Raw genomic sequence first — 14,535 nt, 5'->3', positions numbered from 1 at the left:
CCTGTCCTACGGCGCGCACTCCAACCTCTGCGTCAATCAGATCAAGCGCAACGGCACCGAAGAGCAGAAGAAGAAATATCTGCCCAAACTGATCTCCGGCGAGCATGTGGGCGCGCTCGCGATGTCCGAGCCGAACGCGGGTTCCGACGTCGTCAGCATGAAGCTGCGCGCCGATTTCAAGGGCGACCGCTGGGTGCTCAACGGCACCAAGATGTGGATCACCAACGGCCCGGATGCCGACGTGCTGGTGGTCTATGCGAAGAACGACATCGAAGCCGGCCCGCGCGGCATGACCGCTTTCCTGATCGAGAAGGGTTTCAAGGGCTTCTCCGTCGCGCAAAAACTCGACAAGCTGGGCATGCGCGGTTCCCACACCGGCGAACTGGTGTTCGAAGATTGTGAAGTGCCGGCCGAGAATGTGCTCGGCGGCCTCGGCAAGGGCGTCAACGTGCTGATGTCCGGCCTCGACTTCGAGCGCACCGTGCTCTCCGGCGGCCCGCTGGGCATCATGCAGGCCTGCATGGATGCGGTCGTGCCCTACGTCCACGACCGCAAGCAGTTCGGCCAGCCGATCGGCGAATTCCAGCTGATGCAGGGCAAGCTCGCCGACATGTATTCCACCATGATGGCCTGCAAGGCCTACGTCTATGCAGTGGGCCAGGCCTGCGACCGCGCGACGTCGCCGGAACAGGTGCGCGCGCTGCGCAAGGACGCCGCCGGCGCCATCCTCTACTCCGCGGAAAAGGCGACATGGATGGCCGGCGAGGCGATCCAGGCCCTCGGCGGCAACGGCTACATCAACGAATATCCGGTCGGCCGCCTGTGGCGCGACGCCAAGCTGTACGAGATTGGCGCGGGCACGAGCGAAATCCGCCGCATGCTGATCGGCCGCGAGCTGTTTGCAGAGACGAAGTAAATCGCGTGTGCTCCCTCCTCCCTGCGCGGGGAAGGAGCTGCACAGATAAACAGTTTCCGGAGACACCGCATGCACGCTCCCGATCCCCATTACCGCAAGGTCGTCGAAGCCGGCTTCCGCGAAGCCGCTTTCCTCTCCGAACTCGGCATCACGCTCGTCGAGTGCGGTCCCGGCTGGTGCGAATCATCCTTGCGCATCCAGCCGCGTCACCTGCAGCACACCGGCGTCATCCACGCCGGTGTGCAGGCGACCATCGCCGACCATACGGCGGGCGGGGCGGCGATGACGGTCACCGGGCCGGAAGACTTCATCCTCACGACCGAGTTCAAGATCCACCTGCTGCGCGCGGGAACAGGCGATGCATTGCTGTGCCGCGCCCAGGTTCTCAAGCCGGGCAAGGCTTTCCATGTCGTCGAGTCGGAAGTGTTCGCGCTCTCGGATGACAAGAAAACCCTGATCAGCAAGCTATCGGCCACGATGGCAGTCTTGCCGCGCAGCCGCTGATACGGCAAAGGCATTCATCACCATGGCTTCACTCCACATCACGACACCCCTGCTCCGCCACGCTCCCTTGTCGGCGGCGCTCGGCAAGAACGTCGTGCTGAAAATGGAAAACCTCCAGCCCTCGGGCTCTTTCAAGCTGCGCGGCATCGGCACCATGTGCCAGCGCGCGGCGGAGAACGGGGCGGGGCACTTCGTCTGCCCCTCGGGCGGCAACGCCGGCTTCGCGGCCGCGGTCGCCGGCGCGGCACTCCGGATCCGCACGACGATCCTGGTGCCCCAGACCACCCATGAATCCGTACGGCAAAAGATCCGCGACATCGGCGCCGAGTGCATCGTGCACGGCATGGTCTGGGACGATACCAACGACGAGGCGCGCCGCCTCTGCCAGGAGCCCGGCACCGTCTACATCCCGCCCTTCGACCATCCCGACATCTGGGACGGCAACGCCACTCTCGTCGACGAAGCGGTGGTGCAGGCCCACGAAGCCGGCATCGATTTCGACGCCGTCATCTGCTCGGTCGGCGGCGGCGGCCTGATGTGCGGCGTGCTCGAAGGCTTGCACCGCAACGGCAAGGCGCACGTGCCGGTGGTGGCGGTGGAAACGGAAGGCGCCGCATCCCTGAACGCCGCGATCCATGCCGGCGAACTCGTCACCCTGCCGGCCATCACCTCGATCGCAACCACCCTTGGAGCCAAGCGCGTTGCGCAACAGGCATTCGGCTGGACCCGCAGGCACGATGTGCGCAGCTTCACCGTCACAGACGCACAGGCAGTGGACGCCTGCCTGCGCTTCGCCGACGACATGCGCACCCTGGTCGAGCCAGCCTGCGGAGCAGCGCTTGCAGTTGCATATCAGCAATTGCCGCTGCTGAAAGAATTTCATGCGCCCTTGATCGTTGTGTGCGGCGGCATCGGAGTGGATTTGGCTAAACTGGAGGCTTGGAAGAATCACTTCGAGCGATAGCCATGCCCCAGACCGCGTTTCCCAAACTCCTCCGATCCCAGATTGCGTTCGACATCGCGCGCACCATCCTGGACGGCTTCGACAAGCACTACCGGCTGTTCCGGGAGGAGAGCCAGGCGGCGCGGCGCTACTTCGAGCGCAGCGACTGGAAGACCGCGCAGAAAAAGGCACGCGAACGCATCGCCTTCTATGACACGCGTGTGCAGGAATGCGTGCAGATCCTCGAAGACGAATACGACCAGGAAGAGATCGGCGACGAAGTCTGGCGCGAGGTGAAGCTGCATTACATCGGCATGCTGATCAACCACAAGCAGCCCGAGCTGGCCGAGACCTTCTTCAACTCGGTGTGCTGCAACATGCTGCACCGTTCGTACTACCACAACGATTTCATCTTCGTGCGCCCTGCGGTGTCGACGGAGTACATCGACACCGAGGAACTGCAGCCGACTTACCGCGTGTACTACCCGGCCAAGGACGGCCTGCGCTTCACGCTCAAGCGCATCGTCACCAACTTCCAGCTTTCGCCGCCCTTCGCCGACCTCGACCGCGACATCGGCTTCGTCGAGGCGCGCATGCGCGCGATGTTCGGCAACGACCTGCTCGAGCCCAACCACCAGATCCAGGTGCTGGCCAGCCTGTTCTACCGCAACAAGGGCGCCTACATCGTCGGCAAGGGCATCAACGGCAACCGCATCTATCCCTTCGTCGTCCCCATCCTGTACAACCGCAAGGGGCAGCTGGTGCTGGACACCGTGCTGTTCGACCCGACGCTGATCACGGTGCTGTTCTCGTTCACGCGCGCCTACTTCATGGTCGACATGGAGGTGCCGTCCGCCTACGTGCACTTCCTGCGTTCGCTCATGCCCTACAAGCCGCGCAGCGAGATCTACACCATCCTCGGCCTGCAGAAGCTGGGCAAGGCCGCGTTCTACCGCGACTTCCTGCACCACCTGCGGCACTCGTCCGACTGCTTCGAGGCCGCGCCCGGCATCCGCGGCCTGGTGATGGTCGTGTTCGCACTGCCCTCCTTCCCGTACGTGTTCAAGGTCATCAAGGACTATTTCCCGCCGCCCAAGGAAACCACACGCGCGATCGTGAAGGAAAAGTATCTGCTGGTGAAGAACCACGACCGCGTCGGCCGCATGGCCGACACGCTGGAATATTCCAACGTCGCCTTCCCCCGTTCCCGCTTCGACTCCGAGCTGCTGGCCGAATTGAAGGAAGTCGCGCCCTCCATCGTCGAAGAGGAAGGCGACGAGATCATCATCAAGCACCTCTACATCGAACGCCGCATGACGCCGCTCAACATCTGGCTCGCCGAAGCCGAACGGCGCGGCGATCATGCGGCGGTGGAGCACGGCATCGTCGAATACGGCAACGCGATCAAGGAACTGGTCGGCGTCAACATCTTCCCCGGCGACATGCTGTACAAGAACTTCGGCGTCACCAAGCATGGCCGTGTCGTGTTCTACGACTATGACGAGATCGAATACATCACCGACTGCAACTTCCGCGAGATCCCGGCGCCGCGCAACGAAGAGGACGAGATGTCCAGCGAGCCGTGGTATCCGGTGGCGAAGAACGATGTCTTTCCCGAACAGTTCGGCACTTTCCTGCTCGGCAATCCGGAGGTGCGGAAGTATTTCCTGAAGCACCATGCCGACCTGCTGACGGCACAGTACTGGCAGCGCGCCAAGCAGCGCATCCTCGACGGCCATGTGGAAGACGTCTTCCCCTATCCGCAGGAATTGCGCTTCAGCTACAAACCCCTTACCCCCGCGGCGCAGGCCGCCTAGCAACCTACTGGAGACCTACCATGAACGATCCTATTGTTATCGTCGGCGCAGCCCGCACCCCGATGGGCGCCTTCCAGGGCGACTTTTCCGCGCTGTCCGCGAGCGACCTCGGTGCCGTGGCCATCCGTGCAGCAGTCGAGCGCGCGGGCCTGGAACCGAAGTTCGTCAACGAAGTCCTGTTCGGCAACTGCCTGATGGCAGGCCAGGGCCAGGCGCCCGCCCGCCAGGCGGCGATCAAGGCCGGCATCCCGGTGTCCGCCGGCGCCGTGACGCTGTCCAAGATGTGCGGCTCGGCCATGAAGGCAGCCATGTTCGCCTACGACTCGCTGCTGGCCGGCAGCAATGAAGTGGTGGTTGCGGGCGGCATGGAATCCATGACCAATGCGCCCTACCTGATCCCGAAGGCGCGCGGCGGCTACCGCATCGGCCACGCCATGATGTACGACCACATGATGCTCGACGGCCTGGAAGACGCCTATGAAAAGGGCCGCTCGATGGGCACCTTCGGCGAGGATTGCGCCGCCAAGTACCAATTCACCCGCGAAGAGCAGGATGCCTACGCGATCGCCTCCGTGCAGCGTGCGCAGGCCGCCACCAAGGACGGCTCGTTCCAGTGGGAGATCGCTCCCGTCACCGTCGCCGGCAAGGCAGGCGATGTCGTGATCGACAAGGATGAAGGTCCGCTCAAGGCCAGGCTCGACAAGATCCCGTCGCTCAAGCCCGCGTTCAAGAAGGACGGCACCATCACCGCCGCCTCCTCGTCCTCGATCAACGACGGCGCCGCGGCGCTCGTCATGATGCGCGAATCGACCGCGCAGAAGCTGGGCTGCAAGCCGATCGCCCGCGTGCTCGGCCATACCACCCATTCGCAGGAGCCGAACTGGTTTGCCACCGCCCCGATCGGCTCGATCGACAAGCTGTATAAGAAACTGAACCTGACCACCAAGGATGTCGACCTGTTCGAGATCAACGAAGCCTTTGCGGTGGTGCCGATGGCAGCCATGCGCGACCACGGCATCCCGCACGACAAGATCAACATCCACGGCGGTGCCTGTGCGCTCGGCCACCCGATCGGCGCCTCCGGCGCGCGCATCCTCGTCACGCTGATCGGCGCGCTGAAGAAGACCGGCGGCAAGCTGGGCGTGGCTTCGCTGTGCATCGGCGGTGGCGAGGGTACGGCGATGGCGATTGAGCTGGTGTAACAGCATTTCACGAACCGGCTCCTTCCCCCTGCCCGGGGGAAGGAACGCGTAGTCGAAAGCCCTAACTCCAGGTACCCATCATGCCCACCGCACTCATCCTCGGCGCCTCGCGCGGCATCGGCCGCGAATTCGTGCACCAGTTGCTCGCCGCCGGCTGGCGCGTCATTGCCACCGCGCGCGACGATGCCTCGTTGGCAGAACTACACACCGCCGGCGCGGAAGCCCTCAAGCTCGACGTCGCCGACCCTGCTTCCCTGGCCGGCATCGGCTGGCAGCTCGACGGCGAAAAGCTCGACCTCGCCGTGTATGTCGCGGGCGTCTACGGCCCGGACGGGCAAAGCCCGAAGGCACCGCCGACCGCGCAGGACTTCGACAAGGTGATGCACACCAACGTCCTCGGCGCCATGCAGGCCATTCCCACCGTCGCGCCGATGGTGGAAGCGGCGCAGGGCCGGTTCGCGTTCATCAGCAGCGGCATGGGCAGCATCGGGGAAACCGATTCGACCTACGGCTGGCTGTACCGCACCTCCAAGGCCGCGCTGAACATGGTGGTCAAGAGCGCATCGCTCGACTACCCGTCGGCTACCTTCGTCGCCCTGTGCCCCGGCTGGGTGCGCACTGACATGGGCGGGCCGAATGCATCCATTTCCGTCGAAGATAGCGTGAGCGGTCTGCTCAACGTGATCGGCGGGCTGACAAAAGAAGACAGCGGCACTTACCGCAATTACGCCGGGCGCACGCTGTCCTGGTAAAGGGGAAAACATGGTTCTGTCGGAACAACACGAAATGATCCGCGATGCGCTGCGCAGTTTCGCGCAGGAGCGGCTCGCGCCCAACGCGGCGCGCTGGGACAAGGAGCACCATTTCCCGAAGGAGGAGCTGAAAGGACTGGCCGAACTGGGCGCCTTCGGCGTGGCCGTGCCGGAAGAACTCGGCGGCGCGGGCCTCGATTACCTGTCGCTCTCGCTCGTGCTCGAAGAGATCGCGGCCGGCGACGGCGGCACGTCGACCATCATCTCGGTCAACAACTGCCCGGTGTGCAGCATCGCCATGATGTATGCCATCGATGCGCAAAAGGAACAGTGGCTCAAGCCCCTGGCGCGCGGCGAGATGCTGGGCGCGTTCTGCCTCACCGAACCGCACGTCGGCAGCGACGCATCGGCCCTGCGCACCACCGCCGTGCGCGACGGCGACCACTACGTGCTCAACGGCGTGAAGCAGTTCATCACCAGCGGCAAGTATGCCGACGTCGCCATCGTGATGGCGGTGACCGACAAGGAAGCGGGCAAGCGCGGCATCAGCGCCTTCTGGGTGCCGACCAACACACCCGGCTACATCGTCGCCCGTCTCGAAGACAAAATGGGGCAGCATTCCTCGGATACTGCCCAGATCCTGTTCGAGAACTGCCGCATCCCGGCGCAGAACCTGATCGGTGAAGAAGGCCAGGGTTACAAGATCGCGCTGTCGGGGCTGGAAGGCGGCCGCATCGGCATCGCCTCGCAGTCGGTGGGCATGGCGCGCGCGGCATTCGACGCGGCGCTCAACTACGCGAAGGAACGCACCAGCTTCGGCAAGACCCTGTTCGAGCACCAGGCCGTGCAATTCAAGCTGTCGGACATGGCGACGCAGATCGAAGCAGCGCGCCAGCTCATCTGGCACGCCGCCAGCCTGAAGGATGCGGGCAAGCCCTGCCTCAAGGAAGCGGCGATGGCGAAGATGTTTGCCAGCGAAATGGCCGAGCGCGTCTGCTCGGACGCGATCCAGATCCACGGCGGTTACGGCTATGTCAGCGACTTCCCGGTCGAGCGCATCTACCGCGACGTGCGCGTGTGCCAGATCTACGAAGGCACGAGCGAGATCCAGAAGATCCTGATCAGCCGGGCGCTGGCCTGATTCAACCACCAAAAGGGAGACAAGCTCATGTCGATGAAGAAGGGATACAAGGCGCTGGTCGATGAAGCGATGGCGCAGGTCAAGACCTACAGCGTGGAGGAGGCCAAGGCCAGGCTCGGCAATCCGGACGTGCAGTTCGTCGATGTGCGCGACGTGCGTGAACTGGAGCGCGAGGGCGTGATCCCCGGCGCCTATCCCGCGCCGCGCGGCATGATCGAGTTCTGGGTCGATCCCGATTCTCCGTATTTCAAGCCGGTGTTCGGCGAGAAGAAGGAGTTCATTTTCTTTTGCGCCGCCGGTTGGCGCAGCGCGCTGACGACCAAGACCGTGCAGGACATGGGCATGGAAAACGTGGCCCACATCGAGGGCGGCTTCAGCGCATGGAAGGCCGCGGGCGGCCCGGTCCAGGAGAAGGCGAAGAAAGCGTAATGGCGAAGAAGGAAGTGCAACCCTGTCCCTGCGGCGGGGCCGCCTATGAGCGATGCTGCGGCCGCTTCATCGACAGGGGCGAGATCCCCGGCACGGCGGAGCAGTTGATGCGTTCGCGTTACACCGCCTACGCCCTGCGATGCGCGTCCTACCTGACGGCGACCTGGCATACGAGCACCCGGCCGGCGGAGCCGGTGACCGGGGATGACGGCATCAAATGGCTGGGGCTGGAAGTGAAGAAGCATGTCCCCGCCGGCGACGAAGCCACGGTGGAATTCGTCGCGCGATACAAGACAGGCGGCCGCGCGCACCGCCTGCATGAAGTCAGCCGCTTCGTGCGCGAAGACGGCAAATGGTTTTATGTCGATGGCAGTTTTCCGGAAAGACAACAATGACAATTCTCGAATCCAAACTCAATCCCCGTTCGGAAGATTTCAAGGCGAACGCCGCAGCCATGCAAAAGGTCGTTGACGACCTGAAGGAAAAGATCGCGAAGATCGCGCAGGGCGGCGGCGACGATGCGCGCAAGAAGCATGTCGGGCGCGGCAAGCTTCTGCCGCGCGACCGCGTGCAGATGCTGCTCGACCCGGGCACGCCCTTCCTCGAACTCTCGCAGCTGGCCGCATACGACATGTACGACAATGCCGCACCGTCGGCCGGCATCATCACCGGCATCGGCCGCGTGGCCGGCCAGGAATGCGTGATCGTCTGCAACGACGCCACGGTGAAGGGCGGCACCTACTACCCGATGACGGTGAAGAAGCACCTGCGCGCGCAGGAAATCGCCGATCAGAACAACCTGCCCTGCATCTATCTCGTCGATTCCGGCGGCGCCAACCTGCCGAACCAGGACGACGTATTCCCCGACCGCGACCACTTCGGCCGCATCTTCTACAACCAGGCCAACCTGTCGGCCAAGGGCATCCCGCAGATCGCCGTGGTGATGGGCTCGTGCACCGCCGGCGGCGCCTATGTTCCGGCCATGAGCGACGAGTCCATCATCGTCAAGGAACAGGGCACGATTTTCCTCGGCGGCCCGCCGCTCGTGAAAGCAGCCACCGGCGAAGTGGTGAGCGCGGAAGACCTCGGCGGCGGCGATGTGCATACCCGCTTGTCCGGCGTGGTCGACCATCTCGCGATGAACGACATGCACGCACTGTCGCTGGCCCGCACCATCGTCTCCAACCTCAACCGGCAGAAGCCGCAACAGCTCGTGCTGCGCGAGCCGGTGCCGCCGAAGTACGACACCCACGAACTGTACGGCGTGATCCCGACCGACACGCGCAAGCCCTTCGACGTGCGCGAAGTGATCGCGCGCATTGTCGATGGCAGCGAATTCGACGAATTCAAGGCGCGCTACGGCACCACGCTCGTGTGCGGCTTCGCGCACATCTTCGGCATGCCGGTCGGCATCATCGCCAACAACGGCATCCTGTTCTCGGAGTCGGCGCTCAAGGGCACGCACTTCATCGAATTGTGCTGCCAGCGCAAGATCCCGCTGGTCTTCCTGCAAAACATCACCGGCTTCATGGTCGGCCGCAAGTACGAGAACGAAGGCATTGCGCGCAACGGCGCGAAGATGGTGACCGCCGTCTCCACCGCCGCCGTGCCGAAGTTCACCGTGATCATCGGCGGCAGTTTCGGCGCCGGCAACTACGGTATGTGCGGCCGCGCCTTTTCGCCGCGCATGCTGTGGATGTGGCCCAACGCGCGCATCTCAGTGATGGGCGGCGAACAGGCGGCGAGCGTGCTGGCCACTGTCAAGCGCGACGGCATCGAAGCCAAGGGCGGCAACTGGTCGAAGGAAGAGGAAGAAGCCTTCAAGTCGCCGATCCGCGAGCAGTACGAACACCAGGGCCACCCGTATTACGCGTCGGCCCGGCTGTGGGACGACGGCGTGATCGATCCGGCGGACACCCGCATGGTACTGGGCCTCGGATTGAGCGCATCGCTGAACGCGACCATCCCCGACACGAAGTTCGGCGTCTTCAGGATGTGATCATGGAATACCAGACTCTTATTGTTGAAACCGCAGGGAAGGTCGCCACCGTCACTCTGAATCGCACGGACGTGCGCAACGCATTCAACGAAACGACGATTGCGGAAATCACGCAAGTCTTTGGCGCGCTGGGGCAGGACAGCGAGGTGCGAACGATCGTGCTGGCTGCCAACGGCCCGGCCTTCTGCGCAGGCGCCGACCTCAACTGGATGAAGAAGATGGCCGGCTACACGCACGCGGAAAACCGAGCGGACGCCGCGCAGCTCGCGGAGATGTTGCGGACCATCTATACCTGTCCGAAACCGGTGGTCGCGAAGATCCAGGGCGACTGCTACGCCGGCGGCATGGGGCTGGTCGCAGCATGCGATATTGCCATTGCCAGCGAGGCAAGTAATTTTTGTCTGAGCGAAGTCAAACTCGGCCTGATTCCTGCGACAATCTCGCCTTACGTGATTCTCGCGATGGGCGAAAACGCCGCCCGCCGCTATTTCCTTACCGCGGAGCGTTTCTCCGCGCAGGAAGCGCACCGGATCGGATTCGTGCACCAGGTCGTCCCGGCCGAAGCACTGGATGGCGCAGTCGCCGACATCGTCAAGGCGCTCGTCACCAACAGCCCGAATGCCGTGAAGGAAGCCAAGCGCCTCGTGCAAGACGTCGGCGGCCGTCCGCTCAGCGCGGAACTGATCGCCGATACGGCAGAGCGCATCGCCGACATCCGCAGTTCCGACGAAGGCAAGGAAGGCGTGCGGTCTTTTCTGGAGAAGCGCAAGCCGAATTGGTTGAATGGATAGAGGACCGTAGGGTGGGTAGAGCGCAGCGAAACCCACCATGCGATCGGACGGCGATGAAAAGGTGGGTTTCGCTTCGCTCTACCCACCCTACCGTTCTTTAGCCTGGAAGCAGATGTTTTACGGAGCAGTGTTGAACACAAACCTCAAATCCGACTGGATCGCGCGCAGCCTCAAAAGCGTCTGGCATCCGTGCACGCAGATGCAGCACCACGAGTCGGTGCCGCTGGTGCCGGTCAGCCATGGACGCGGCGCATGGCTGTATGACGCTGACGGCCAGCGTTACCTGGACGCGATCAGTTCCTGGTGGGTCAACCTGTTCGGCCATGCCAATCCGCGCATCAGCGCCGCATTGAAGGAACAGCTCGACCTGCTGGAGCATGCGATGCTCGCCGGCTTCACGCATGAGCCGGTGATCACGCTGTCGGAAAAGCTGTCGGCCCTGACCGGCGGCGTGCTCGGCCACTGCTTCTATGCATCCGACGGCGCATCGGCCACCGAGATCGCGCTCAAGATGAGTTTCCATTACTGGCGCAACAGCGGCAGGGACGGCAAGCGCGAATTCGTCTGCTTGAAAGGCAGCTATCACGGCGAAACGGTGGGTGCGCTGGCGGTGACCGACGTCGCGCTCTTCCGCGATGCCTACGGCCCGCTGCTGCAGCAATCCCATATCGTGGCTTCGCCCGATGCGCGCCAGGCACGTGAGGGCGAAGACGCCGCCGCCGTCGCGCGCCGCGCCGCAAACGAACTGGAAAAACTGCTGCAGGAACGCGGCGACAAGATCGCCGCCGTCATCGTCGAACCGCTGGTGCAATGCGCCGCCGGCATGGCGATGTACGAGCCGCTTTACCTGAAGGAATTGCGTGCGCTCTGCGACAAGTACGAGGTCCATTTGATCGCCGACGAGATTGCCGTCGGCTGCGGCCGCACCGGCACTTTCTTCGCCTGCGAGCAGGCCGGCATCTGGCCTGATTTCGTCTGCCTGTCCAAGGGCATCAGCGGCGGCTACCTGCCGCTCTCGCTGGTGATGACGCGCGACGAGATTTACCGCGCGTTCTATCACAGCGACGTCACGCGCGGTTTCCTGCACTCGCATTCCTACACCGGCAATCCGCTGGCATGCCGCGCCGCGCTGGCGACGCTGGCCATCTTCGAGGAAGACGATGTGCTCACGCGCAACCGCGAGCGCGCGGAAAAAATGTCGGCCGCGCTCGCGCCGCTCGCCGCGCATCCGAAGGTGAAGCATTTCCGCAATCGCGGAATGATGTGGGCCTTCGACGCCGTGGTCGACGATCCGGAAAAGGCAGCCACCTTCTCGCGCCGCTTCTTCACGGAAGCCCTGCAGCAGGAAATGCTGCTGCGACCCATCGGCCGCACGGTCTACCTGATGCCGCCCTACATCCTCGATGATGACGAGATCGCGCTGCTTGCATCGCGCACGATGGCGGTATTCGACAAGGTAGCGGGGGCCTGACGATGGAATTGCTGGCTACCCTCGAACGCGAACTGGAACAGCTCGACCGCCAGAGCCTGCGCCGCCGTCTGCGTGTCGCCGATACGCCGTGCGCGCCGCGCATGAAGGTCGACGGCCGCGACATGCTGGCCTTCTGCAGCAACGATTACCTCGGCCTGGCATCGCACCCGCGGCTGGTGGAAGCCTTGCAGGAGGGCGCGTCGCGCTACGGCGTCGGCAGCGGCGCATCGCACCTGATCAGCGGGCATTCGCGCGCGCATGCACTGCTGGAGGAACGCTTCGCCGACTTCCTGTCGCCGCACATCGAATCACCGCGCGCGCTGTACTTCTGCACCGGCTACATGGCCAACCTCGCGGTGCTGACCGCGCTCGCCGGCCGCGACGGCGACATCTTCTCGGAAGAGCTTAACCACGCCTCGCTCATCGACGGCGCGCGGCTGGCCCGCGCGAATGTGAAGGTCTATCCGCACGGCGACACGACGGCGCTGGAGCAGCTGCTGAAGACCAGCACCGCGAGGACGAAACTGGTCGTCACCGACAGCGTGTTCAGCATGGATGGCGACCTCGCGCCGCTGCCCGCCCTGCTGCAACTGTGCGAACAGTACGGCGCCTGGCTGGTGGTGGATGACGCCCACGGCTTCGGCGTGCTCGGCCACCACGGCCGCGGCGCGCTCGAACATTTCAGCCTGCGCTCGCCCAACCTCGTGTACATGGGCACCCTCGGCAAGGCCGCAGGCGTGGGCGGTGCCTTCGTCGCCGCACATGCGACCGTGATCGAGTGGCTGGTGCAGCGCGCCCGCCCCTATATCTACACCACTGCGGCAGCGCCGGCACTCGCGCACGCCCTGATGGCCAGCATGGACATCATCGACGGTGAAGAGGGTGCACAGCGCCGCACACAGCTGCGCGCGCTGGTCGCGCAGTTCCGCAATGAATTGAATTTGCAGCGCTGGCAACTGTTCCCGTCCGCCACGGCGATCCAGCCGGTGATCATCGGCGCCAACGACGAGGCGATGCGCGTCGCCTCGGCGCTGTACGAACAAGGCTTCTGGGTGCCGGGCATCCGTCCCCCGACCGTGCCGGCCGGAACCGCACGCCTGCGCGTAACGCTGTGCGCCTCGCACACCGGGCAGGAAGTCTCGCAACTGGCCAGCGCATTCAACCTGCTGGAGGCATTCGCATGAGCGCGTCGATCGCCTATTTCGTCACGGGTACCGATACCGAAATCGGCAAGACCCTGGTCTCATGCACGCTGCTGCATGCACTGGCGCGCGCAGGCGTGCGCGCCGCTGCGATGAAACCGGTGGCGGCCGGCGCCGAGTTGCGCGACGGCGCATGGCGCAATGAAGACGTCGACCAGCTTGCCGCCGAAGCCGGCGTCGTGCTGCCGGTGAGCATGACCACACCGTATCTGCTGCGCGACGCGGCTGCCCCTCACATTGCCGCCGCGCAGGAAGGCGTGCACATCGATCTCGCGCACATCGCCGACTGCTATGCGCGCGTCGCCGCTGCGGCGGACGCGGTCGTGGTGGAAGGCGTGGGCGGCTTCCGCGTGCCGCTGTCCGACAGCCACGACACGGCCGACCTCGCGCAGCAGCTCGGCCTGCCGGTGGTGCTGGTGGTCGGCATGCGGCTTGGTTGCCTGAACCATGCACTGCTCACCGCCGACGCCATCGCGGCGCGCGGCTTGACGCTGGCGGGCTGGGTCGCCAACGTGGTCGACCCCGGCATGCGCTATGGCGTGGACAACGTGGTCGCGCTGACGCAGCGGCTGAATGCGCCCATGCTCGGCACCGTGCCCCGCCTGCCTTCGCCGCAACCCGCGCTGGCCGCGGAACACCTCGATTTTTCCAGTTTGCCGGGCTGGCCCCGGCCCGTTTCAATTTGATGCAAAGGAAGCAGTTCATGTCGTCGCAACCGATCACATTCCAGCAAGTTCCCACTCCCGCCAAGCTGCGCGAAATCGCCGCCCAGCGCTGGCCGGTGGACAAGGTCGTGGAACTGTTCAATCTGCCGTTCAGCGACCTGCTGTTCCGCGCGCAGCAAGTCCACCGCGAGCACTTCGATCCGCAGGAAGTGGAGCTGGCGACGCTGATGTCGATCAAGACCGGCGGCTGCCCCGAGGATTGCGGCTACTGCCCGCAGGCCGCGCGCTATGACACCGGCGTCAAGGCGCAGAAGATCCTGGAACTGGAAACCGTGCTCGACGCCGCGCGCAAGGCAAAGGAACACGGCGCGACCCGCTTCTGCATGGGCGCCGCGTGGCGCGAACCGAAAGACCGCGACCTGGAACACGTCGAGGCGATGGTACGCGGCGTGAAGGACCTCGGCATGGAAGCCTGCGTCACGCTCGGCATGCTGGCCGAAGGACAGGCGGAGCGGCTGAAGGCAGCGGGCCTGGATTACTACAACCACAACCTCGACACCGCGCCCGAGTTCTACAACAACATCATCACCACCCGCGATTACCAGAACCGCCTCGATACGCTGGAGCGCGTGCGCAGCGCCGGCATCAAGGTCTGCTGCGGCGGCATCGTCGGCATGGGCGAATCGCGCCGCCAGCGCGCCGG

Annotated in this window: 15 protein-coding genes; all 15 read left to right on the top strand. The window is 64.4% G+C overall.

Annotation, left to right across the window (positions count from 1 at the left end; translation table 11 throughout):
- A partial coding sequence (locus tag VFF99_RS14035; RefSeq protein ID WP_325018903.1) for an acyl-CoA dehydrogenase family protein occupies window positions 1–916 on the top strand: 916 nt, incomplete at its 5' end.
- Between the two features lie 69 nt (window positions 917–985).
- Window positions 986–1,420 carry a PaaI family thioesterase gene (locus VFF99_RS14030; protein ID WP_325018901.1) on the top strand — a complete coding sequence of 145 codons (435 nt, stop codon included), beginning with the start codon at window positions 986–988 and terminating at the stop codon, window positions 1,418–1,420.
- 22 nt (window positions 1,421–1,442) lie between these two features.
- Window positions 1,443–2,384 (top strand): pyridoxal-phosphate dependent enzyme, encoded by a 942-nt coding sequence (locus VFF99_RS14025; RefSeq protein WP_325018899.1) that lies wholly within the window; start codon window positions 1,443–1,445, stop codon window positions 2,382–2,384.
- 2 nt (window positions 2,385–2,386) lie between these two features.
- Window positions 2,387–4,180 carry a bifunctional isocitrate dehydrogenase kinase/phosphatase gene (gene aceK / locus VFF99_RS14020; protein ID WP_325018898.1) on the top strand — a complete coding sequence of 598 codons (1,794 nt, stop codon included), beginning with the start codon at window positions 2,387–2,389 and terminating at the stop codon, window positions 4,178–4,180.
- A 20-nt stretch (window positions 4,181–4,200) separates the two neighbouring features.
- Complete coding sequence (locus tag VFF99_RS14015; RefSeq protein WP_325018896.1) at window positions 4,201–5,382, top strand: acetyl-CoA C-acetyltransferase; 1,182 nt, start codon at window positions 4,201–4,203, stop codon at window positions 5,380–5,382.
- A gap of 80 nt (window positions 5,383–5,462) precedes the next feature.
- Entirely contained in the window at window positions 5,463–6,134 is a 672-nt protein-coding gene (locus tag VFF99_RS14010) for an SDR family oxidoreductase (RefSeq protein ID WP_325018894.1), read from the top strand.
- A gap of 10 nt (window positions 6,135–6,144) precedes the next feature.
- Window positions 6,145–7,275, top strand: coding sequence for an acyl-CoA dehydrogenase (locus tag VFF99_RS14005; protein WP_325018892.1), 1,131 nt, complete (start codon window positions 6,145–6,147; stop codon window positions 7,273–7,275).
- A gap of 27 nt (window positions 7,276–7,302) precedes the next feature.
- On the top strand, window positions 7,303–7,704 hold the full coding sequence (locus VFF99_RS14000) for a rhodanese-like domain-containing protein (RefSeq protein ID WP_325018890.1): 402 nt from the start codon (window positions 7,303–7,305) through the stop codon (window positions 7,702–7,704).
- Window positions 7,704–8,099, top strand: coding sequence for a YchJ family protein (locus VFF99_RS13995; RefSeq protein WP_325018889.1), 396 nt, complete (start codon window positions 7,704–7,706; stop codon window positions 8,097–8,099). The genes VFF99_RS14000 and VFF99_RS13995 overlap by 1 nt, the downstream gene beginning before the upstream one ends.
- Window positions 8,096–9,703 (top strand): carboxyl transferase domain-containing protein, encoded by a 1,608-nt coding sequence (locus tag VFF99_RS13990; RefSeq protein WP_325018887.1) that lies wholly within the window; start codon window positions 8,096–8,098, stop codon window positions 9,701–9,703. Before VFF99_RS13995 ends, VFF99_RS13990 begins: the two co-directional genes overlap by 4 nt.
- Window positions 9,704–9,705: 2 nt before the next feature.
- Window positions 9,706–10,494 carry an enoyl-CoA hydratase/isomerase family protein gene (locus tag VFF99_RS13985; protein WP_325018885.1) on the top strand — a complete coding sequence of 263 codons (789 nt, stop codon included), beginning with the start codon at window positions 9,706–9,708 and terminating at the stop codon, window positions 10,492–10,494.
- A gap of 130 nt (window positions 10,495–10,624) precedes the next feature.
- Window positions 10,625–11,965 (top strand): adenosylmethionine--8-amino-7-oxononanoate transaminase, encoded by a 1,341-nt coding sequence (bioA, locus tag VFF99_RS13980; RefSeq protein ID WP_325018884.1) that lies wholly within the window; start codon window positions 10,625–10,627, stop codon window positions 11,963–11,965.
- Window positions 11,966–11,967: 2 nt separating this feature from the next.
- Window positions 11,968–13,149 (top strand): 8-amino-7-oxononanoate synthase, encoded by a 1,182-nt coding sequence (gene bioF, locus VFF99_RS13975; RefSeq protein ID WP_325018882.1) that lies wholly within the window; start codon window positions 11,968–11,970, stop codon window positions 13,147–13,149.
- Complete coding sequence (gene bioD / locus VFF99_RS13970; RefSeq protein WP_325018880.1) at window positions 13,146–13,853, top strand: dethiobiotin synthase; 708 nt, start codon at window positions 13,146–13,148, stop codon at window positions 13,851–13,853. Before bioF ends, bioD begins: the two co-directional genes overlap by 4 nt.
- 17 nt (window positions 13,854–13,870) lie before the next feature.
- On the top strand, window positions 13,871–14,535 hold a 665-nt coding region (gene bioB / locus VFF99_RS13965), incomplete at its 3' end, for a biotin synthase BioB (protein WP_325018878.1).

Origin of the sequence: Noviherbaspirillum sp. (assembly GCF_035654295.1) — a bacterium.
GTDB lineage: Bacteria > Pseudomonadota > Gammaproteobacteria > Burkholderiales > Burkholderiaceae_D > Noviherbaspirillum.
The sequence above is the reverse complement of the archived record's forward strand: the minus strand, read 5'-3'. Positions and strand labels throughout refer to the sequence as shown.